We start from the raw sequence: 19,933 nt of genomic DNA on the forward strand, positions 1-19,933 counted from the left end.
TCAGCCTTCCTGCCTTTCGATCACCCGGCTCCGCCCGCGGAACTCGGCGATGACATCCGCGCCGCCGCCGGTCTCGCGGTGCACGGTCACGTCGTAGATCCCGTTACGGCCGTAACGGGTGCGCTCCTGGGCGGTCGCGACGAGCAGGTCGCCGAGGCGTGCGCTGGTGACGAACGAGATCTCCGCGCCCGCGGCCACGGTGACCGGGCCATGGCTGTTGCAGGCGCAGGCGAAAGCGGTGTCGGCGAGCAGGAACAGGTAGCCGCCGTGGGCGATGGCGTGCCCGTTGACCATCCGCTCGGTGATCCGCATCCTGGCCACGGCGCGTCCCTGGGCGGCTTCGAGCAGTTCGATGCCGAGCGACTGGGAAGCGATGTCGTCGTCGAACATCGTCCAGGCACTACCTCGCACCGTGCCGAGCGGCTTCCGGCACCTTTCGTCGGGCATGTCGGTAGGCTACCATGAATTCCTGAACGTTCGGTTGGTAATTCAGGCGGACCCGAGGAGGCCGGGCTCATGGGCGAGCACACGACGCTGCTGCGCAGTTACGTCGGCGGAGCATGGCAGACCGCCGACGCTGAAGGGGCGCCGTTGCACGACGCGGTGACCGGCGAGGAGGTCGCGCGGATCTCTTCCGCGGGCATCGATATGGCGGCCGCGCTGGAGTACGGGCGGCGCGTGGGCGGTCCGGCCCTGCGCGAGCTGACCTTCCACCAGCGGGCGGCGCTCCTCAAGGCGTTGGCTTCGTACCTGCGCGAGCACCGCGACGAGTTGTACGCGCTGTCGGCCAGGACCGGCGCCACGCCCGGCGACTCGAAGTTCGATGTGGACGGTGGCATCGGCACGCTCTTTTCCTATTCCAGCAAAGGAAGGCGCGAGCTGCCCAATGACACCGTGTACGTCGATGGCGCTGTCGAGCCGCTGAGCAAGGGCGGCCATTTTGTCGGCCAGCACGTGGCAACCCCGCTGCGGGGCGTCGCGGTGCAGATCAACGCGTTCAACTTCCCGGTCTGGGGGCCGCTGGAAAAGTTCGCCCCGGCGTTCGTGGCCGGCGTGCCGAGCCTGGTGAAGCCGGCCAGTCAGACCGCCTACGTCACCGAGAAGCTCGTCGAGCTGATCATCGGCTCCGGGTTGCTGCCCGAGGGCGCGCTGCAGTTGGTCTGCGGCGGCGCCGGTGACCTGCTCGACCACCTGACCGAGCAGGACCTCGTGTCCTTCACCGGTTCGGCGTCGACCGCCGCGAAACTGCGGACGCATCCGGCGATCGTCCGTCAGGCGGTGCGGTTCAATGCCGAGGCCGACTCCCTCAACTGCTCGATCCTCGGCCCGGACGCCACGCCCGGCACGCCCGAGTTCGATCTCTACGTCAAGCAGTTGGTCACCGAGATGACGGTCAAGGCGGGGCAGAAGTGCACCGCGATCCGCCGCGCCTTCGTCCCGGCCACGCTGATGGACGACGTGGCCGCCGCCGTGCGGGAGCGGCTGGCCCGGGTCAAGGTGGGCAATCCCGCCAACCCGGACGTGCGGATGGGCGCGCTGGCGAGTCTGGAACAGCGCGAAGAGGTACGCCGCTCGCTCAAGGCGCTGCTCGACGTGGCGACGGTCGTGTTCGGCGACCCGGACCACGTCGAGGTGATCGACGCCGACGCCGAGCGTGGCGCCTTCATCTCCCCGATACTGCTTCGGGCCGACGATCCGGACCGCGCGGAACCGCACCAGGTGGAGGCGTTCGGCCCGGTGTCCACCCTGCTGCCCTACACCTCCGCCGAGCAGGTCATCGACCTCGCCGCGCGCGGACAGGGCAGCCTCGCCGGGTCGGTCGTGACCGGCGACACCGACTTTGCGCGCGAGGTCGTGCTCGGGGTCGCGCCGTGGCACGGCAGGCTGCTGGTGCTCAACGCGGAGGACGCCGCGGAGTCGACCGGTCACGGTTCGCCGCTCCCGGCTCTCGTGCACGGCGGGCCCGGCCGCGCCGGCGGGGGAGAGGAACTGGGTGGCATTCGCGCGGTGCTGCACCACATGCAGCGCACGGCGGTGCAGGCCAGCCCCGGGGTTCTCGCGGCGGTGACCGGGCAGTGGGTCGCCGGGGCACCACGGCAGACCGGCGTCCACCCGTTCCGGAAGTCGTTGGCGGAGTTGAAGATCGGTGACACGGTGGTGGCCGGGCCGCGGACGGTGTCCCAAGCGGACATCGATCATTTCGCCGAGTTCACCGGTGACACGTTCTACGCGCACACCGACGAGGAAGCGGCGAAGGCGAACCCGCTGTTCGGCGGGATCGTGGCGCACGGCTACCTGGTCGTGTCGTTCGCGGCCGGGTTGTTCGTTTCGCCCGAGCCGGGGCCGGTGCTGGCCAACTACGGCCTGGAGAACCTGCGGTTTTTGACCCCGGTCAAGCCCGGTGACGAACTGACCGTGACCTTGACCGCCAAGCAGATCACGCCGCGGGAGAACGCGGACTACGGCGAGGTCCGCTGGGACGCCGACGTGACCAATTCGGACAATGCGTCCGTTGCAAAGTACGACGTGTTGACCCTCGTGGCCAAGGAGAACCGATGACAGCGCAAACGACGCTGACAGCGTCCGAAGAGGATCTCCAGCAGCACTTCGACCGCACGATCGGAGACGATCAGCGGATCGAGCCGCGGGACTGGATGCCCGAGGGTTACCGGCGGACGGTGGTCCGGCAGATCGCGCAGCACGCGCATTCGGAGATCATCGGCATGCAGCCGGAGGGCAACTGGATCACGCGGGCCCCGACGTTGCGGCGCAAGGCGATTCTGCTGGCGAAGGTGCAGGACGAAGCCGGCCACGGCCTCTACCTGTACTCCGCGGTGGAGACCCTCGGCGCGGACCGCGGCGAACTGACCGACCGCTTGATCACCGGGCGGCAGAAGTACTCGTCGATCTTCAACTACCCGACGCTGACCTTCGCCGACGTCGGCGTCATCGGCTGGCTGGTGGACGGCGCGGCGATCTGCAACCAGGTTCCGTTGTGCCGCAGCTCCTATGGTCCCTACGCCCGCGCGATGATCCGGATCTGCAAGGAGGAGTCGTTCCACCAGCGGCAGGGCTTCGAACTGCTGATGACGATGATGAAGGGCACCCCGGGACAGCGCGAAATGGTGCAGGACGCGGTGAACCGGTGGTGGTGGCCGTCGCTGATGATGTTCGGCCCGCCCGATGCCGAATCCCCCAACACCGCGCAGTCGATGGCGTGGAAGATCAAGCGGCACACGAACGACGAGTTGCGGCAACGGTTCGTCGACATGAGCGTGCCGCAGGCCGAGGTGCTGGGGGTGACGCTGCCCGATGACGAGCTGAAGTGGAACGCGGCGCGTGGCCACTACGACTTCGGCGAGATCGACTGGGCCGAGTTCAAGCGGGTGGTCTCCGGGGACGGGCCGTGCAATGTGCAGCGCGTGGCGCATCGGCGGCATGCGCACGAGGACGGCGCGTGGGTCCGCGAGGCGGCGGCCGCGCATGCGAGGAGGAACACCAGTGAGTGAGTGGCCTTTGTTCGAGGTTTTCGTGCGTGGCAAGCGGGGCCTGAACCACGTGCACGTCGGCTCGTTGCGGGCGGCCGACGGCCAGATGGCCTTGCGCAACGCGCGCGACCTTTACACCCGTCGCAACGAGGGCGTGAGCATCTGGGTCGTGCGTTCCGCCGACATCACCGCGTCCAGTCCGGACGAGAAGGACCCGTTCTTCGCGCCGAGCGGCGACAAGGTGTACCGGCACCCGACGTTCTACGACATTCCCGACAACGTCCCACACATGTAAGGGATGTCCTGCTGTGTCTTTTGACAACGCTTACGAGGCGCTGAGTGAGACCCCGGACGACACCCGCTGGGCGTTCGGCACCGGGTTCAGCGACCCACTGTCCGGGGTGGATACTTCGGTGCCGTCCGAAGTGGATGGCGCGGAGCTGGCCACGTACTGCCTGATGCTGGGCGACGATGCGCTCATCATGTCCCACCGCTTGCAGGAGTGGTGCACGTACGCACCCGAGCTGGAGGACGAGGTCGCGCTGGCCAACATCGCGCTGGACCTGCTCGGCCAGGCCCGGCTGCTGCTGACCAGGGCCGGCAAGGCCGACGGCAGCGACCGCGGTGAGGACGAGTTCGCCTTCTTCCGCCCGGAGCACGAGTTCCGCAACGTGCACCTGGCCGAGTTGGAGCGCGGCGACTTCGGCGAGCTGACCGCCCGGCTGCTGGTCTTCTCCACCTGGCGGCTCGCCTTGCTGGATCGGCTGCGAACCTCGCGTGACCCGGTGCTCGCGGGGATCGCGGACAAGGGCGTCAAGGAGGTCACCTACCACCGGGACTACGCCGCGCAATGGGCCGTCCGGCTCGGCGACGGCACGGACTACTCGCGTGAACGAATGCGGGCCGGACTGGCCGCGGTATGGCCATATGTGCCGGAACTGTTCGTGCCGCACGAGGTCGAGCTGCGGATGGCCAGTGCGGGCGTCGGCGTCGATCCCACGGCCGTGCGTGAGGAGTTCGACGACGTGCTCGGGCAGGTGTTCGCGGCGGCGGGGCTGGCGGCGCCGAGCCCCCAGACACTCTGCCCTGCGGGGGCGCCGCCCCCACACCCCCGACTGGGGGCAAGCCCCCAGACCCCCCGCGCCGGGGTCGGCGGCCGGACCGGGCGGCACGGCGTGCACACCGAGGCCATGGGCTACCTGCTCGCCGTGCTGCAGAGCGTGGCCAGGGCACACCCGGAGGCGACATGGTGACCGGCGTGGCGGCGCGGGCGCGCGCGGTGGCCGGGACGGTCACCGATCCCGAGTTGCCCATGCTCACCCTGGCCGACCTCGGCGTGCTCCGCGAAGTGTCCGAAGTGGACGGAAAGGTGGTCGTGTCGATCACGCCCACCTACACGGGCTGTCCCGCTATGGACACCATGCGCGACGATCTGGTGCACGCGCTGACGCGCGCCGGCTACCCCGAGGTCGAGGTGCGGACGGTGCTGCAGCCGGCGTGGTCGAGCGACTGGATCACCGCCGACGGCCGCCGCAAGCTGGCCGAAGCGGGAATCGCCCCGCCCGGCGCCGCGCCGGATCGGCCGGCCGGGCGGATCCCGCTCACCCTCGGCCCGCCGCGCCGGCGGGTCCCGTGCCCGCGATGCGGCGCGGACGACACCGAGCTGCGGTCGGAATTCGGCGCCACCGCGTGCAAATCACTGCGCCGCTGCCGCGCCTGCGGCGAACCTTTCGAGCACGTCAAGGAGATCTGAGGTGACCGGACTTCGGGCGAACTTCCACCGCCTCCGGGTGGCCGAGGTGAGCCGCCTGTGCGACGACGCCGTCGCGGTGACCTTCGACGTGCCGCCCGAACTGGCCGGGTCCTACGCGTTCCGGGCCGGTCAGACGCTCACCCTGCGCCGCCGGGTGGACGGCCGGGACGAGCGGCGGTCCTACTCCATCTGCGCGCCGGAAGGCGCGCGGCCCCGGATCGGTGTGCGGGAGGTGCCGGGCGGGCTGTTCTCACAGTGGCTGGTGCACCAGGTGCGGCCGGGGGAGGAGATCGAGGTCGGCACCCCCACCGGCACGTTCACCCCGGAGCAGGCCTTGGGGTCTTCCCAGCCGGGGTCCGGGAGCGGAGCGCCCAGCAGTCACAGCCCGGCCCCGGCCCACCACGTGCTGATCGCCGCTGGGTCGGGGATCACGCCGGTGCTGTCCATCGCGGCGACCGTGCTGCGCGAGGAGAACACCACGGTGACCCTGCTCTACGGAAACCGGCGCACCGACACCGTGATGTTCGCCGACGAGTTGGCCGATCTCAAGGACACCTATCCCGACCGCTTCGAACTCGTGCACGTGCTCTCCCGAGAGCCGCGCGAGGTCGAACTGTTCACCGGGCGGCTGGACCCGGCGAAGCTGCGCGATCTGCTGGCGCTGTTCCGGGACGTCTCGGCGGTGGACCACTGGTGGCTGTGCGGGCCGTGGGAGATGATCCAGGGCGCGCGAGAACTGTTGCGGGACAACGGTGTTCCCGGCGATCGGATCCATCGTGAACTGTTCTATGTGGACGAACCGCCGCCCCCGGTCCAGCACGCCGAAGCGCCCGTCGATGGCCTCACCAGCGACGTGACGGTCGTGCTCGACGGCCGGTCCACGACGCTCGCCCTGCCACGGGACACACCGGTGCTCGACTCCGCGCAACGGTTCCGGCCCGACCTCCCGTTCGCGTGCAAGGGCGGGGTGTGCGGCACCTGCCGGGCGAAGGTGACGAGCGGCAAGGTGGACCTGCGCCGCAACTTCGCCCTCGAGGAGGCGGAGGTCGACGCGGGGTTCGTGCTGACCTGCCAGTCGGTGCCGGTGTCCGAGACCCTCACCGTCGACTACGACGCCCGCTGACTTCGCGGTCCAGCTCCGCGGCCTTGCCGGGACGGTCAGCTCCGCGACTCGGTCGATCGGTCAGCGCCCTGGACTCCCCAGTCCCACATGGCTTGCAGGACCGGGCCGAGGCGCTGACCACGCGTCGTGAGTGCGTAGTGCACCTGTGGCGGCCAGCCGGCCCGGCGGTCACGCTCAACGATGCCCAGTGCACAAAGCCGTGCAAGGCGATCGGAAAGCACCTTGTCCGACAGTTTGGGCAGAGCTTGGCGAAGTTCGCTGTAGGCGCGGCCGCCGCGCAACAGTTCGCGCAGCACCAAGGTAGTCCAGCGACCCTGCAGGACCGCCAGCGTGATCTCCACTGGACAGGCAGGCGTCGGCACCTCGACATGGGCGTGCGGATCGTCGGGCAGTCCAGGCGGGTAGCCAACCGTTTGGTGAGCCACGAGAGCACCTCCTACAGTGCGGATCGCTTCCATCATCGGAGAACGGTAAGGACATCGATCATGCAAGAGCTGGCCCGCCGGCCCGAAGAAGTGCCCGAGGTGTTTCAACAGTGGCGATGCCGCCGCACTGGCGCAGGTCTACGAAGACCCGGCGGTCCTGGTCGCGGGGCCGGGCATGCCGGTGACCGGGCCGGACCTCCATGCCGCCAACAGCCGGCTGCAGGATCTTGGCATTCCGATCAGGGTCAGCCCGCGGCACGTCTACCGCAACGGAGACCTGGCGTTGTTGATCGTGGATTGGATCATCGACGGTACCGGCCGCGACGGGCAGCCGGTGCGCGTCGAGGGCACCGCCACCGATGTTGCCCGACGGGGCTCGGATGGCCGTTGGCGATACGCGATCGACAACCCCTTCGGCACCGCCTCACGGCAACTGGTTTCCGAGGCGACCGCGGAACCGACCTCATGAGACGTCCGCTGCCGCACCCCGTGGGCGCGGCAGCGGGTCTGAGCGCTTGACCGGCGCGGCTCAGCCCTTCCGCTGATTGTCGGCGGGGTATCCTCATCGGACAGTTGGCGGAAGGTGGAGGCGACCTGGTGCAGGTGCGGGAAGTCGCGTAGCAGTTCGGGGGACGGCGCCCGGTTGCCGGTGTCCTCGCGCATTGCGGTACCTGTCTCGGATTGGGTGGAAGCGAGGATGTGCCGGTGGTCACCGACGGTGGGGCACTGCTGCTCGCACTTGTTTCTCCTGATATTCTTTGCTCGATGCCGCACCCCGTGGGCGCGTCAGGGGCGCTGAGTGCTCGGCTGACCGCGTGGCGTTGGCTCTTGGGCGATTAGGTACCTGCTTCCGTACCTTTTTAGGTAATTCACCGGATGTTTCTTTACCTTCTCTTGGTGAAGACTTTGATTAAACCCCGGTACGACACAGGTATGCGAGATGAACGACCACGAACTGAACGCCCTGCAACACGTGGCGGCTGACGAGGTGCTGTTCCACCCCGGCACCTGGGGCGGCCCGGCCGGATACCGCTGGCGCGGGCCCGACGGGACCGAAGCCGGCCTGGTGCCGCAGCCAGAGACCGACGTGCTCGAGCGGCTGGCCAACCTCGGCCTGGTCACGCCCGAGCGGCGCCTGGGCCCGCTGGAGCGGCCAGTGCACCTCACCAAGGCCGGCGCCGCGGCGCTGGCCCCCCTGTCCGCGGCGGCGTAAGCCGTCTCGGCGCTCCGAACCCCGCACCATCCCCGCCCTCCCCGCAACGGAGAAGCCAATGCTGATCCGAGCCGTCACCTACCCGATCCGGGTGACGTTCCACGTGATGTTCGCAATGGCCAACCATTGGCTCGATGTCCCCGAAACCATCGACCTGCTCGCGTGGCCGGACGACGAACCCGACCCGTCGGACGTAGCCACGCCGCCAGCGAACTGACGCGCTGACCGCAGCGGCTCCGGGACCGTCACCGGTCCCGGAGCCGCTGCCGTTGCGGCACCACGGTGTACTTCGGGTCTTTGGCCGACTGCTTGCCGGCGTGGAACACGCCCCAGCGCGTGCACGCGGAAGCGGCGATCAGCGCCGCGCCGGCCAGCCGCCGCAGGATCCCGCTCCGGCGCCCCAGCACGGCACCCGCCAGCCCGGCCAGCGACAGGATCTCGGTCGCCCGCATGTACTTTCCGCCCCGGCCCGCCCGATAGGGCTCGGCGACCATGCCCAGGCGTTTGTGCATCCGCCCGAACGCGGCCAGTTCCAGCGCCGTGCCGAACAGCGCGAGGTTGCGTGACGGCGCGCTCTCGTCGTCCGGCGCGGTGAGCAGTCCCAGGCCGCCGGCCGCGGTGGCACCGGAACCGACGAACACGAACGGCATCTCCCGGTAGCCGTCGTGCCACGCCGGCACCGCCGTGTCGCTGACGAGCGCCCCCGTGTACGCGGCCACGGCCGGGCCGAGCAGGGCCGCGCCACCGGTCGCGACGGCGCCGATCTTCGGCAGTTTTCCGGTGATGGCCGAGAACGCGGACGCCCCGGCGAGCGGCCCGTACCCGGCGAGCACCCAGGAACCGATGTTCATCGGGGACGAGGGCTTGAAGACGCGAAGCATGTTGACGAAGCGCATAGGGCGGCCGAGGTCGGCGACGAGCGCCACCACGGACAGCGTGATCGCGCCCAGCGCCCCGGTCTTGGCCGCGGTCGCGACCGTGCGGTCACCGGTGAAGTGAGCACCGGCACCCAGCAGCGACGAGGCCCCGGCCAGTCCGCCGAGGAACAGGTAGCCCGGGATCTCGGGTGACCGCCAGACCGGCGGGTTGAGGACCGGTTTGTCGTAGTAGGAACTGAACTCCGCCTCGGGTACGACGGCCCGCTCGCCCCGGCGGCGCTTGCGGCCGGTCACGAAATCGGTGAGCGTCGCACGACCGGACCGAATCGTGGGAACTTGTTCCTCGGCCTGCTCCAGCGTCTCTTTCCGGGTTTCTTTCCGGCTCATTTCCGCCTTCCGATCATCGCTCCGGCGAACGCGGCGACGGCCCCGCCGAGCAGCGTCACCGCGGCCTTGGTCACACACCGCCACATGTCGGGCAGGTCATGGGTGGTCACCACCGGATCCGGTGGCAGGCCGTAGACCTCCGGTTCGTCGAGGAGCAGGAAGAACGCACCGTCGCCGCCGACCCCGTCATCCGGGCTCTCGCCGTAAAGCCGCGCGTCGGTCACGCCCGCGTCGTGCAGTTGCCCGACCCGTTGCCGAGCCCGGTCGCGCAGCTCCTCGAGCGGTCCGAACTGGATGGAGTCGGTGGGGCAGGCCTTGGCGCAGGCGGGCTCGAGGCCGTCGCCGATACGGTCGTAGCACATGGTGCACTTCCACACCCGCCCGTCGCCCTTGCGCTGGTCGATCACTCCGTACGGGCAGGCCGGAACGCAGTAGCCGCAACCGTTGCAGACGTCCTCCTGCACCACCACGGTGCCGAATTCGGTGCGGAACAGGGCTCCGGTGGGGCAGACGTCCAAGCAGGCCGCGTGCGTGCAGTGCTTGCACACGTCCGAGGCCATCAGCCAGCGGAACTCGCCGTCTCCCGCCGCGGGGGCCGTGCCGTTCGAGGCCATTTCCAGCACGTCGAGGTCCTGGTGCATCGCGGCGTCCTGGCGCACCATCGGCTTTCGCTGCTCGATGAAGGCCACATGCCGCCAGGCGTTGGCGCCCAGCCCCACGGTGTTGTCGTAGGACATCCCGGTCAGCTCGAAACCGGTGTCGGGTATGGCGTTCCACTCCTTGCAGGCGACCTCGCACGCCTTGCAGCCGATGCACACCGTGGTGTCGGTGAAGAACCCCACCCGGGGCGGATGGTCGCGATAGCCGCTCAGCGTCGCGGGATCGGTCATCTTCAGATCTCCAGCCCTGTCTCGTCGGTGATGCCCGCGCGGCGCTGGTAGGCCAGCACCAGCTCGACCCGCGCCGGGCCGCGCGGCCGCCGGCCGGGCCGGATGTCGCAGGTAAACGCCTTGACCTCCTGGATGTGCACGTTCGGGTCCAGCGACAGCCCGACCAGTTCGTTGGCCGCGTCTCCGGTGATGAGCCCGTTGGGGCCCCAGTGGTAGGGGAGGCCGACCTGGTGGATCGTGCGGCCCTGCACGACCAGCGGCGGAATCCGGTCGGTCACCAGCACCCTGGCCTCGATCGCGGTGCGGGCGGTGACGATGGTGGCCCAGCCGAGATGCTCGAGGCCGCGTTCGGCCGCCAGCTCCGGCGAGACCTCGCAGAACATTTCCGGCTGCAGTTCGGACAGGTAGGACTGCCAGCGCGACATCCCGCCCGCGGTGTGGTGTTCGGTGAGCCGGTAGGTGGTCACCGGGTACGGGAACACCCGGGCGCCCGGATCGTCGCCGCTGGGTTGCAGCCGGTTGTGCGGGTTCTGCAGGATCTGGCGGACGGGGTTGTGCTGCTGCCGGTAGAGCAGGTTGGGCACCGGCGATTCCTGGGGCTCGTAGTGCGTGGGCAACGGCCCGTCCACCAGGCCGGTGGGCACGAACAGCCAGGCCTTGCCGTCGGACTGCATGATGAACGCGTCGGTGCCGCTGAGCGCGTCGGGGCCGGTCGCGCCGGGCTCGGGCACGAAGTCCGGCGGCTTGGTCGGTTTGAAGTCGGGCACGTCGTACCCGGTCCACTTCTTCTGCCCGGCGTCCCACCACACCAGCGCCTTTCGCGCACTCCACGGCTTGCCGTCCGGGTCGGCCGAGGCGCGGTTGTAGAGGATGCGCCGGTTGGCCGGCCAGGCCCACGCCCATTCGCTCGCGACCCAGTCCTGCTCCTCGCCGGGCTTACGGCGGTCGGCCTGGTTGACGCCGTCCTGGTAGACCCCGCAATAGATCCAGCAGCCGCAGCTGGTGGACCCGTCCGGCTTCAGCTGCTCGTAACTGCTCAGCGGGAGGCCTTCGGCGTCCCAGCCGTTGATCTCGGCCAGCACGGCCTCCGCGTCGGGCTCGGCGAGCTCACCCTTGGTCGGGTAGTCCCAGGCCAGCTCGACAACCGGCCGGTCCCGCTCCCGCTGTTCGTCCGAAGTGGACTCTGCCATGGCCGCGGCGATCAGCTTCTCCCGGATCTTGCGGCCCAGATGGTAGGTGAACCACAGATCGCTGCGGGCGTCTCCGGCGGGCTCGACGGCCTGCCGGTGCCACTGCAGCATGCGCTGCGTGTTGGTGAAGCTGCCGTCCTTCTCGGTGTGGGTGGCGGCGGGCAGGAAGAACACCTCGGTGCGGATGTCCTCGGTGCGCAGCTCACCGGTTTCGATCTCCGGCCCGTCCTTCCACCACGTCGCGCTTTCGATCAGGGAGAAGTCCCGCACCACCAGCCAGTCCAGGTTGGCCATGCCGAGCCGCTGCATCTTCGCGTTCGCCGAACCGACCGCCGGGTTCTCGCCGAACAGGAAGTAGCCCGAGCACTCGCCCTCCATCTGTGCCTGAACGGTTTCGTAGGTGCTGTGGCTGCCGGTGAGGCGGGGCAGGTAGTCGAAGCAGAAGTCGTTGTCGGGCCGGGCCGCCACGCCCCAGTAGGCCTTGAGCAGGCTCACCAGGTAGGAGCGCATGTTGCCCCAGAAGCCCTTGTACGTCGACTCCGCCTGGATGAAGGTTTCCAGGTTCTCGTTGGTGTGCGCGTGCGGCATCGGGATGTAGCCGGGCAGCAGGTTGAACAGCGTCGGGATGTCCGTCGACCCCTGGATGGAGGCGTGCCCGCGCAACGCCATGATGCCGCCGCCGGGACGGCCGATGTTGCCGAGCAGGGTCTGCAGGATCGCGGCCGTCCGGATGTACTGGACGCCGACGGTGTGCTGGGTCCAGCCGACCGCGTAGGCGATCGAGCTTGTGCGGTCGCGGCCGGAGTTCTCCGCCAGCAGTTCGCACACCTGCCGGAAGGTGTCCTGGCCAACGCCGCAGACCTGCTCGACGACTTCCGGCGTGTACCGGGCGTAGTGGCGTTTGAGCACTTGGAACACGCACCGCGGGTGTTGCAGCGTCTCGTCCCGATGCGGTTCGGCACCGGCCTCCGCGCCGCCCGAACCGTGTGCCTCGCCGCGGGCGGCTTCCTTTATCGCGCCCTTGCGGGTCCGCTCGTCCCACTCCTGCTCACGGTGGCCCGAGGCGGCCTGCACCTCGGCGCCCTCGTACTGCCAGGTCCGGTGGTCGTAGGTGCGGTTTTCCCGATCCAGCCCGGAAAAGACGCCATCGAGGTCCTCCGGATCGCGGTATTCCTCGGTGAGGATGGCGGCCGCGTTCGTGAAGGCGAGCAGGTAGTCCCGGAAGTACTTTTCGTTCTCCAGGACGTAGCGGATGATGCCGCCGAGGAAAACGATGTCCGAGCCGGCCCGCAGCGGGACGTGGAGGTCGGCCATCGCGCTGGTCCGGGTGAACCGCGGGTCGACGTGAATCACCTTCGCGCCCCGCGCCTTGGCCTCCATCACCCACTGGAACCCGACCGGATGGCACTCGGCCATGTTCGAGCCCTGGATCACGATGCAGTCCGAGTTGGCCAGATCCTGCTGGAACGTCGTGGCGCCGCCACGGCCGAAGGAGGTCCCCAAACTGGGAACCGTGGAGGAGTGTCAAATACGGGCCTGGTTCTCGATCTGGATCGCGCCGAGCGCCGTGAAGAGCTTCTTGATCAGATAGTTCTCTTCGTTGTCCAAAGTGGCGCCGCCCAGGCTCGCGATGCCCATGGTGCGCCGGGTGCGCACGCCGCCGTGCTCCCACTCCCAGCTCTTCGCGCGGCTGGCGATGGTCCGCTCGGCGATCATGTCCATCGCGGTATCGAGGTCGAGGCTCTCCCACTCCGTCCCATATGGACGCCGGTAGTAAACCCGGTACTCGCGCCCCGGGCCGGTGGTCAGCTGCAGGCTCGCCGAGCCCTTCGGGCACAGGCGGCCACGGCTGACCGGGGAGTCCGGGTCGCCTTCGATCTGGGTGACCTTCCCACGCTCGACGTAGACGTTCTGACCGCAACCGACGGCACAGTACGGGCAGACCGACTTGACCACCTTGTCCGCCGTCGCCGTGCGCGGGGTCAGCCGGTCGCTGACCGCACTTTTGGCGGCGGCGCCGCGGCCACTCGCGTCACCGTCGGTGAACTGCCGGTACACCGGCCACTGCTGGATCTGCTGTATCCACCGTGGCGTGACCATCCTTGACCTCCCGCGTAGTCGGTCCCGGTCTACCCCGATTTCGCCGAATCCAATCGTCACGGGCCAGATCCTTGCCGATGTGCGTGCCTTGTGGACGTTCAGGTCTTTGTCTGTCCCCCTTACTCAGTCGCCCGGTAGGTGGCTACGGTAACCACGCCATAGGCCAGGTGCGGCACCACATCGGCGACCCAGTCGGCCAGACGCCAGGTGCGTGGGTCGGTCACACCGAGCACCGTCATGGGCGCGCTGGCACCGACCATCGCCGCCAGGCCGGCACTGGCCGCCCCCAACGCGAGCGGCGGGCGCCAGCCGAGTTGGCGCGCGAGGCCGTAGCCGGCGCCTACGGCGATGCCGATGAAGATGGCCAGCAGTGCGCCGAGGCCGGACAGGCGGTTCGGCCGGTGCCCCTCGTCGCCGGGTATCGGGACGCCGACCGCCGCGGACAACCGGTCGATGGAGGTTTCCGGCGTACTGCTGGCCGGACGCCCGCGCAGCACCATGTCCAGGTAGGTGACCGCGTTCAGGGCCGTGGTGCCGGCCGCGCCGGCAAGTGCGCCTCGCACCAGCGGACTCCACATGCCGAGCGGGTACCCGCTGGTTCACAGGTAAACGCGGTACCCGGCCGGTGGCGGTGGAGGGTTCCGGCGGCGACGATGGAATCGTGGAGGTCAGGAAGCGGTGGGCTCGAGCGAAGATGCCACGGTGACGGACGGGCCGGCAGTGACGACCGAGGCGATGAGCGCTGTGCCGGTGCCGTCCGAGGCCGAAGAACCGGCCGAACATGCCGTTCCGGCGCCGGATCCAGTGCTACACCCCGGCGCCGCGGCGCGTGCCCTGCCCGCGACCAGTGGCGGGGAGGTGACCGAACCCGATCTGGCCGAGATCCCGGCGCAGGCCGCGGCAAGCTTGCGAGCGGCCCGGTTCGACATCGATCTGCCCGCGGAAGAAGAAACCGAGCGCCGAACCGCACCTGAACCGGGAACTCGCAGGCCTGGGCCGGGAACTCGCGGGCCTGAGCCGGGAACTCGCGGGCCTGGGCCGGGGACACGCGGGGGTTGAGTGGTGGGGGACAGCACCATGTGGGGGCGCGCAGGTGTGGTGCTGATCCACATGGCACCGGCGTCCCCCTGGGCTTACGGTCAGGCGCTATGAGCTCTTCTTCCGACCGGTTGGACGGGCGGATCGCCCTGGTCACCGGTGGCGGCAGCGGGATCGGCCGGGCCTGCGCCCGCACGCTGGCCGGCGCCGGTGCCACGGTCCACGTGGTGGACCTCGACGGCACGGCGGCCAAGGAGGTCGCGGCCGAAACCGGCGGCCGGGCGCATGCCGCCGACCTCGCCGACCCGGCCGCCGTCGACGCGTTGCCCGCCGAGGTCGACATTCTCGTCAACAACGCCGGATTCCAGCACGTCGCCCCGCTGCCGGAGTTCCCGCCCGAGATCTTCACGCGCATGCAGCAGGTCATGGTCACCGCGCCGTTCCTGCTCATCCGCAAGGTGCTGCCGCACATGTACGCGCGACGCTTCGGCCGCATCGTCAACATTTCCAGCGTGCACGGGTTGCGGGCCAGCGAGTTCAAGGCGGCCTACGTGACCGCCAAGCATGCGCTCGAAGGACTGTCCAAAGTGGCCGCGCTGGAGGGCGCCCCGCACGGGGTCACCAGCAACTGCGTCAACCCCGGCTACGTGGACACCCCGCTGGTACGCGACCAGATCAGCGCACAGGCCGAGGCCCACGGCATGCCCGAGGCGGAGGTGGTGGACCAGGTGCTGCTGCGCCGCGCCGCGATCAAACAGCTGGTCGACCCGGCGGAGGTCGCCGAACTCGTCCGGTGGCTGTGCGGCCCGCACGCCGCGCGGCTGACCGGCGTCTCGCTGCCGCTCGACGGCGGCTGGACCGCTTCCTGAAATTTCCCTTCACCCACCGAGACATCGCGACACAAAGGAGTGTTGACCGTGCCGAGCGCGTCTGGATCCGGCTCGACCCGCCGTCCCCCCGAACCGGGTTCCAAGTCCATTGCCAAGGTCGTCGCCGCCAGCCTCATCGGCACCACCATCGAGTGGTACGACTTCTTCCTCTACGGCTCCGCGGCGGCGCTGGTGTTCAACAAGCTGTTCTTCCCGTCCGCTTCACCGCTCACCGGCACGTTGTTGTCGTTCGCGACCTACGCCATCGGGTTCCTCGCCCGGCCGCTGGGCGGCGTGGTGTTCGGACACTTCGGTGACAAGGTGGGCCGGAAGCGGTTGCTGGTGTTCAGCCTGCTGCTGATGGGTGGCTCGACCTGCGCGATGGGCCTGCTGCCCACCTATGCCGCCGTCGGCGCGGCGGCGCCGCTGCTGCTCACGGCGCTGCGGCTGGTCCAGGGCTTCGCGCTGGGCGGCGAGTGGGGCGGCGCGGTGCTCATCGTGTCCGAGCACGGGGACGACAAGCGCCGTGGGTTCTGGGCATCGTGGCCGCAGTGCGGCGCGCCCGGCGGGAACCTGCTGGCGACCGCCGTCCTCGCGATTCTGGCCGCGGTCCAGTCCGACGCCGCGTTCTCCTCGTGGGGCTGGCGGATCCCGTTCCTGCTCTCCGGGGTGCTCGTGATGATCGGGCTGTGGATCCGGCTCACGGTGACCGAGTCGCCGGTCTTCCTCGACGCCCAGCGGCGGGCACAGCAGCGCGCGGAGCGCCACGTCCCGGTGCTGGAGGTGTTCCGGCACGGTTGGCGACAGGTGCTGGTCACGATCGGTGCCCGGATGGCCGAGAACGTCTCCTACTACGTGCTCACCGCGTTCATCCTCGTCTACGTCACCAACGGGCTGGGCCTGAGCAAGTCCGTCGGCCTCAACGCCGTGCTCATCGCCTCGGCGGTGCACTTCGTGACGATTCCGCTGTGGGGCGCGCTGTCCGACCGGGTCGGGCGCAAGCCGGTCTACCTGTTCGGTGCGGTCGGCATGGTGGGCTGGGCCTTCGGGTTCTTCGCGGTGATGGACACCCGCTCGCCCGCGCTGATCACGGTTGCGGCCACCATCGGCCTGCTGCTGCATGGCGCGATGTACGGGCCGCAGGCCGCGTTCTTCGCCGAGCAGTTCCCGACCCGCTTCCGGTACACGGGCCTGTCGGTGGGTGGACAGCTGTCGTCCATCGCGGCCGGTGCGCTGGCGCCGATCGTGGCGGTCGCGCTGTTCGACGCCTTCCACGGCACCATGGCGGTCTCCCTGTACGTGGTCGCCATGTGCGTGATCACGATCATCGCGTTGGTCAGCGCGCGGGAGACCGCGCGGACCTCGCTGCGCGACGACGCGACCGCGGAGGAGTCCGCCGCCGCGCCGGCCGCGCAGTGAGATCCTGAACCGGTGCACGATCTGTTGCGGTTGCTCGACCTGCTCGCCACCGGGGCGAGCAGTGAGCAACTGGCCGAGGTAGGCGCGGCGAACCCCGAGCTGGGCAAGGCGACCGAGCTGGCGCTGCGCGTTCATGCCACGCTGAGCGGGCACCGCCGCCGGGAGGCGGAGCTGGCCGCGCTGTTCGACACGGCGAGTGACCTGGCCCGGCTGCGGGACCCGGACGCGGTGTTGCGCTCGATCGTCCGCCGGGCCCGGACCTTGCTCGGGGCGGATGTGTCGTACCTGTCGCTCAACGACGAAGCCGCCGGGCTGACCAACATGCGGGTGACCGACGGCTGCGTGTCCCAGCTGTTCAAAGAGGTCGTGCTGGGCATGGGCGACGGGCTCGGCGGCCTGGTGGCACAGACCGCCCGCCCGTATGCGAGCCGCGACTACTTCTTCGACAGCCGGTTCCGGCATACCGGGCCCATCGACGACGCGGTGCGCGACGAGGGGCTGGCCGCGATCCTCGGCGTGCCGCTGTCGCTGGGCGGCGGGAAGGTGATCGGTGTGCTTTACGCGGCCGACCGCACCCCGCGCGAATTCAGCCCCGACGAGGTCGCGCTGTTGTCGTCGCTCGCCGACCACGCGGCGATCGCACTCGACAACGCCCGGTTGCTGGCGGAGATCAGTTCGCACAGCGCGGCGATGCAACGGGCGGAGGACGCGCACGACCGCCTGATGGACCTCGTGCTGCGTGGCGGCGATGTGCCTGACGTGGCGGGCGCCGTGGCCGATGTGCTGCACGGCTCGATCGGCGTGTACGACGCCGAAGGGGGCGAACTCGCGCGTGTGGGCGAGGCGCTACCCAAGCCGTCCTCGGCGGCGATCGCCGCGTCCCGTGCCACGGGGCGTTCCGTCGCCACCGCCGGTTCCTGGGTGTGCGCGGTGCAGGCGGGCGGCGAACCGCTGGGCAGCATCGTGCTGTCCGGGCGGGAACGACTCGTCGACGCCGACCGCCGGCTGTTCGAGCGGGCCGCGGTGGTCACCGCGTTGCTGCTGATGCTGCGGCGGTCGGTGGCCAAGGCCGAGGACGAGGTGCGCGGCGAACTGCTGAACGACCTGCTCACCGCGCCTGGTCGCAACCCGGCGGCGTTGCTGGCCAGGGCGGAGCGGCTCGGGGTCGATCTCACCGAGCCCCACGCCGTCCTGATCGCCCACGCGGAGAACGTCTCGCGGACGCGGCTGGCGATGGCCGCGGCCCGGCACGCCGCGCTCGCCGGAAACCACGCCGACGAAGTCGTACTGCTGGTGCGCGCCGAAGATCCGGAATCGCTTTCCCGCCGCGTCGCCGCTCAGCTGGGTTCCACTGTGGACGATGTCGTGACGGTCGGCGCGGCCGGGCCCGCGCGCGGCCCGTCGGCGATCGGCCAGGCCCATGCCGAAGCGCTGCGCTGCCTGCGGGCACTGTTGGCACTGGGCCGCGCGGGTGAGGGCGCGTCCGCCACCGGACTCGGCTTTCTCGGGGTCCTGCTGGGCGATCGCGCGGACCTGAACGGATTCGTGCGCCGCACGGTGGGGCCGGTGCTCGACTACGACACCCGCCGCGGCACGGAGCTCACCCACACCCTGGATGCCTACTTCGCCGCCGGCGGCAACCTGACCCGCGCCAAGGACGCGCTGCATGTCCACGTCAACACCGTCGTGCAGCGGCTGGATCGGATCTCCTCGCTGCTCGGCGAGGACTGGCAGGCTCCGTCGCGGGCCCTGGAGATCCAGCTCGCGCTTCAGCTGCACCGGATGAGATCGTCTCCTTAGCCCGGTGGGGCTCGGCCCCCACACTTGCTGGGACCTCTTAGGACAGTGCACAGGACGCCGCCAGCTGAGCCGGTGAGGCGCCGGCCGGGCGGGGGACCGTCGTGGAACGCGGTGGCTGCTGACCGGCGAGCCAGGCCGTCAAGTCGTCGACGGCGGTGCGGAAACAGGGCGCGAGCGGGCGCAGCCGGTCGGGATGGGTGTCGACCAGGCCGTCGACATGATTGCCGTCCTCGATGCGGTAATACCGGTGCAGCGACTCCCGGCCCGCCGCCTGGACCATCCGGTCGTAGACGTCGGAGTCCCGGGCGATCGGCAACAACGTGTCCAGCGTGCCGTGGATGGTGATCAATGGCCGGGAGATCCGGCCGGTGAGTGCGATCCGCTCGACGGCGCGATGCACCGCGGCTGGACGGGAGGCGTAGTCGTAGTCGGCGTCACAGAACGGGGTTCCGCTGGTGCAGAACGGGATCCCGGCGGCCAGCTCGCCGTCGTAGCCGGGGTCGAACTCCTCGCGGTAGATGCGTTGTGTCAGATCCCAGTAGAACTGGTAGTGGTAGTCCCACAGAAACTGCGAACCCGGTGCGAATCCAGTCTCCACAATGGACTCCGGTGAGTCGGGATAAGCGCGCAGAGCGGGGGGAAGGAAGGTCAGCAGGTTGTCCTGCTGGGTCCACAGTGTCCCTTCCCAGTCGACCCCGCCGTCGTAGAGTTCGGGCCGGTTCTCCAGCTGCCAGCGCACCAGGTAGCCGCCGTTGGACAGGCCCGCGGCGAGGGTGCGGGACGGCGGGTGGCCGTAGTAGCGGGTCGCGGCGGCCTTCGCCGCGATGGTGAGCTGGGTGAGGCGGAAGTTCCACTCCACCATTGCATCGCCGGGCCGGTGGCCGTCGGTGAAGAATTCCGCGCCGGTGTTTCCCTTGTCCGTGGCGGCGAAGGCGTATCCCTCGGCGAGCACATGGTCGCCGATCGCGCGGTCGTTGGCGTACTGGCGGCGGTTTCCCGGTGATCCGCTGACCACCAGCCCGCCGTTCCAGTTCCGCGGCAGTCGCAGCACGAACTGGGCGTCGTGGTTCCAGCCGTGGTTGGTGTTGGTGGTGGAATCGTCGGGGAAGTAGCCGTCGACCTGCGTTCCCGGCACCGGCGGCGGCACCGGCAGCCCGGCCGAGGTGAGACCGGCCCAGTCCGCGGCCACGGTGTGACCACTGGCCAGCGTGCCCGTCGTGGTCAGGTCGGTCAGGCAGGCCGATTCCTGGTATGCGGCACCGGGAACCGCCGCCGCGGCACATCCCTGGCCGGCGGCCGCGGGAGCCGGCACGGTCACGGCGATAAGCGCGGTGAACACCAGCGCGAACTTGCTCGGCAC

The 19,933-nt window shown here is 69.7% G+C and carries 18 protein-coding genes and 1 pseudogene; 12 read left to right on the forward strand and 7 right to left on the reverse strand.

The genetic code is table 11. The features are described from left to right. Nucleotides 1-390 (reverse strand): hydroxyphenylacetyl-CoA thioesterase PaaI, encoded by a 390-nt coding sequence (paaI, locus tag A3CU_RS0107640; protein WP_027941798.1) that lies wholly within the window; start codon nucleotides 388-390, stop codon nucleotides 1-3. A gap of 126 nt (nucleotides 391-516) precedes the next feature. Here paaI and paaZ point away from each other — a divergent pair, with 126 nt between their 5' ends. Genes paaZ through paaE form a run of 6 tightly spaced genes read left to right on the forward strand, consistent with a single transcriptional unit; the run spans nucleotide 517 to nucleotide 6,364 of the window. Then, a complete protein-coding gene (gene paaZ / locus A3CU_RS0107645; RefSeq protein ID WP_027941799.1) occupies nucleotides 517-2,559 on the forward strand; it encodes a phenylacetic acid degradation bifunctional protein PaaZ in 2,043 nt (680 codons plus the stop codon). Beyond that, a complete protein-coding gene (gene paaA / locus A3CU_RS0107650) occupies nucleotides 2,556-3,509 on the forward strand; it encodes a 1,2-phenylacetyl-CoA epoxidase subunit PaaA (protein WP_043840749.1) in 954 nt (317 codons plus the stop codon). Before paaZ ends, paaA begins: the two co-directional genes overlap by 4 nt. Beyond that, nucleotides 3,484-3,783: a 1,2-phenylacetyl-CoA epoxidase subunit PaaB gene (gene paaB, locus A3CU_RS0107655; RefSeq protein WP_043840775.1), complete on the forward strand. Its 300-nt coding sequence runs from the start codon at nucleotides 3,484-3,486 to the stop codon at nucleotides 3,781-3,783. The genes paaA and paaB overlap by 26 nt, the downstream gene beginning before the upstream one ends. A gap of 13 nt (nucleotides 3,784-3,796) precedes the next feature. After that, nucleotides 3,797-4,741, forward strand: coding sequence for a 1,2-phenylacetyl-CoA epoxidase subunit PaaC (gene paaC, locus A3CU_RS0107660; protein ID WP_027941802.1), 945 nt, complete (start codon nucleotides 3,797-3,799; stop codon nucleotides 4,739-4,741). Then, nucleotides 4,735-5,241: a 1,2-phenylacetyl-CoA epoxidase subunit PaaD gene (gene paaD / locus A3CU_RS0107665; RefSeq protein WP_027941803.1), complete on the forward strand. Its 507-nt coding sequence runs from the start codon at nucleotides 4,735-4,737 to the stop codon at nucleotides 5,239-5,241. Before paaC ends, paaD begins: the two co-directional genes overlap by 7 nt. A 1-nt stretch (nucleotide 5,242) precedes the next feature. Then, nucleotides 5,243-6,364 (forward strand): 1,2-phenylacetyl-CoA epoxidase subunit PaaE, encoded by a 1,122-nt coding sequence (gene paaE, locus A3CU_RS0107670; protein ID WP_027941804.1) that lies wholly within the window; start codon nucleotides 5,243-5,245, stop codon nucleotides 6,362-6,364. 35 nt (nucleotides 6,365-6,399) lie between these two features. Here paaE and A3CU_RS43795 read toward each other — a convergent pair whose 3' ends face one another. Then, nucleotides 6,400-6,789, reverse strand: a complete 390-nt coding sequence (locus A3CU_RS43795; RefSeq protein WP_245616918.1) for a winged helix-turn-helix transcriptional regulator — start codon at nucleotides 6,787-6,789, stop codon at nucleotides 6,400-6,402. Nucleotides 6,790-6,898: 109 nt separating this feature from the next. Between A3CU_RS43795 and A3CU_RS43800 the strand changes: the two are divergent. From A3CU_RS43800 to A3CU_RS52240, 3 genes and pseudogenes are all read left to right on the forward strand, one after another. After that, nucleotides 6,899-7,258: pseudogene (locus A3CU_RS43800) on the forward strand (YybH family protein); the annotation flags it as partial. Nucleotides 7,259-7,729: 471 nt separating this feature from the next. Beyond that, nucleotides 7,730-8,002, forward strand: coding sequence for a hypothetical protein (locus A3CU_RS0107685; RefSeq protein WP_027941805.1), 273 nt, complete (start codon nucleotides 7,730-7,732; stop codon nucleotides 8,000-8,002). Between the two features lie 58 nt (nucleotides 8,003-8,060). After that, nucleotides 8,061-8,219 (forward strand): hypothetical protein, encoded by a 159-nt coding sequence (locus A3CU_RS52240; RefSeq protein WP_156960275.1) that lies wholly within the window; start codon nucleotides 8,061-8,063, stop codon nucleotides 8,217-8,219. 28 nt (nucleotides 8,220-8,247) lie between these two features. Here A3CU_RS52240 and nrfD read toward each other — a convergent pair whose 3' ends face one another. The 4 genes from nrfD to A3CU_RS0107715 form a co-directional block, all read right to left on the reverse strand. Continuing rightward, the gene (gene nrfD, locus A3CU_RS0107695) at nucleotides 8,248-9,267 is read right to left on the reverse strand and encodes an NrfD/PsrC family molybdoenzyme membrane anchor subunit (protein ID WP_052371530.1); all 1,020 of its coding nucleotides are present in this window, start codon (nucleotides 9,265-9,267) and stop codon (nucleotides 8,248-8,250) included. Next, a complete protein-coding gene (locus A3CU_RS0107700; protein WP_027941807.1) occupies nucleotides 9,264-10,157 on the reverse strand; it encodes a 4Fe-4S dicluster domain-containing protein in 894 nt (297 codons plus the stop codon). Before A3CU_RS0107700 ends, nrfD begins: the two co-directional genes overlap by 4 nt. Nucleotides 10,158-10,159: 2 nt before the next feature. After that, complete coding sequence (gene fdh, locus A3CU_RS0107705) at nucleotides 10,160-13,447, reverse strand: formate dehydrogenase (RefSeq protein ID WP_156960276.1); 3,288 nt, start codon at nucleotides 13,445-13,447, stop codon at nucleotides 10,160-10,162. A 119-nt stretch (nucleotides 13,448-13,566) separates the two neighbouring features. After that, nucleotides 13,567-14,010, reverse strand: a complete 444-nt coding sequence (locus A3CU_RS0107715; protein WP_342668900.1) for a hypothetical protein — start codon at nucleotides 14,008-14,010, stop codon at nucleotides 13,567-13,569. Nucleotides 14,011-14,595: 585 nt separating this feature from the next. On the opposite strand from A3CU_RS0107715, the gene A3CU_RS0107720 reads away from it, so the two are divergent. The 3 genes from A3CU_RS0107720 to A3CU_RS0107730 are packed head-to-tail and all read left to right on the forward strand — an operon-like array spanning nucleotide 14,596 to nucleotide 18,573. Beyond that, the gene (locus A3CU_RS0107720; RefSeq protein ID WP_043840750.1) at nucleotides 14,596-15,354 is read left to right on the forward strand and encodes a 3-hydroxybutyrate dehydrogenase; all 759 of its coding nucleotides are present in this window, start codon (nucleotides 14,596-14,598) and stop codon (nucleotides 15,352-15,354) included. A 48-nt stretch (nucleotides 15,355-15,402) separates the two neighbouring features. Then, the gene (locus A3CU_RS0107725) at nucleotides 15,403-16,773 is read left to right on the forward strand and encodes an MFS transporter (protein WP_052371554.1); all 1,371 of its coding nucleotides are present in this window, start codon (nucleotides 15,403-15,405) and stop codon (nucleotides 16,771-16,773) included. 12 nt (nucleotides 16,774-16,785) lie between these two features. Next, on the forward strand, nucleotides 16,786-18,573 hold the full coding sequence (locus A3CU_RS0107730) for a helix-turn-helix domain-containing protein (protein WP_027941813.1): 1,788 nt from the start codon (nucleotides 16,786-16,788) through the stop codon (nucleotides 18,571-18,573). Nucleotides 18,574-18,610: 37 nt separating this feature from the next. On the opposite strand, the gene A3CU_RS0107735 is transcribed toward A3CU_RS0107730, so the two are convergent. Beyond that, nucleotides 18,611-19,891: a 3-hydroxybutyrate oligomer hydrolase family protein gene (locus A3CU_RS0107735; protein ID WP_027941814.1), complete on the reverse strand. Its 1,281-nt coding sequence runs from the start codon at nucleotides 19,889-19,891 to the stop codon at nucleotides 18,611-18,613. Nucleotides 19,892-19,933 lie beyond the last annotated feature (42 nt).

The sequence above is a fragment of the Amycolatopsis taiwanensis DSM 45107 genome, from assembly GCF_000519205.1.
Lineage (GTDB): Bacteria > Actinomycetota > Actinomycetes > Mycobacteriales > Pseudonocardiaceae > Amycolatopsis_E > Amycolatopsis_E taiwanensis.

Bases quoted from the DNA above. Each gene is read 5' to 3' on its own strand.
- A3CU_RS0107700 (WP_027941807.1), bottom strand. From the start codon at position 10,157: ATGACCGATCCCGCGACGCTGAGCGGCTATCGCGACCATCCGCCCCGG.
- paaB (WP_043840775.1), top strand. From the start codon at position 3,484: ATGCGAGGAGGAACACCAGTGAGTGAGTGGCCTTTGTTCGAGGTTTTC.
- paaA (WP_043840749.1), top strand. From the start codon at position 2,556: ATGACAGCGCAAACGACGCTGACAGCGTCCGAAGAGGATCTCCAGCAG.
- A3CU_RS0107685 (WP_027941805.1), top strand. From the start codon at position 7,730: ATGAACGACCACGAACTGAACGCCCTGCAACACGTGGCGGCTGACGAG.
- A3CU_RS0107720 (WP_043840750.1), top strand. From the start codon at position 14,596: ATGAGCTCTTCTTCCGACCGGTTGGACGGGCGGATCGCCCTGGTCACC.
- A3CU_RS52240 (WP_156960275.1), top strand. From the start codon at position 8,061: ATGCTGATCCGAGCCGTCACCTACCCGATCCGGGTGACGTTCCACGTG.
- paaZ (WP_027941799.1), top strand. From the start codon at position 517: ATGGGCGAGCACACGACGCTGCTGCGCAGTTACGTCGGCGGAGCATGG.
- nrfD (WP_052371530.1), bottom strand. From the start codon at position 9,267: ATGAGCCGGAAAGAAACCCGGAAAGAGACGCTGGAGCAGGCCGAGGAA.
- paaD (WP_027941803.1), top strand. From the start codon at position 4,735: ATGGTGACCGGCGTGGCGGCGCGGGCGCGCGCGGTGGCCGGGACGGTC.
- paaI (WP_027941798.1), bottom strand. From the start codon at position 390: ATGTTCGACGACGACATCGCTTCCCAGTCGCTCGGCATCGAACTGCTC.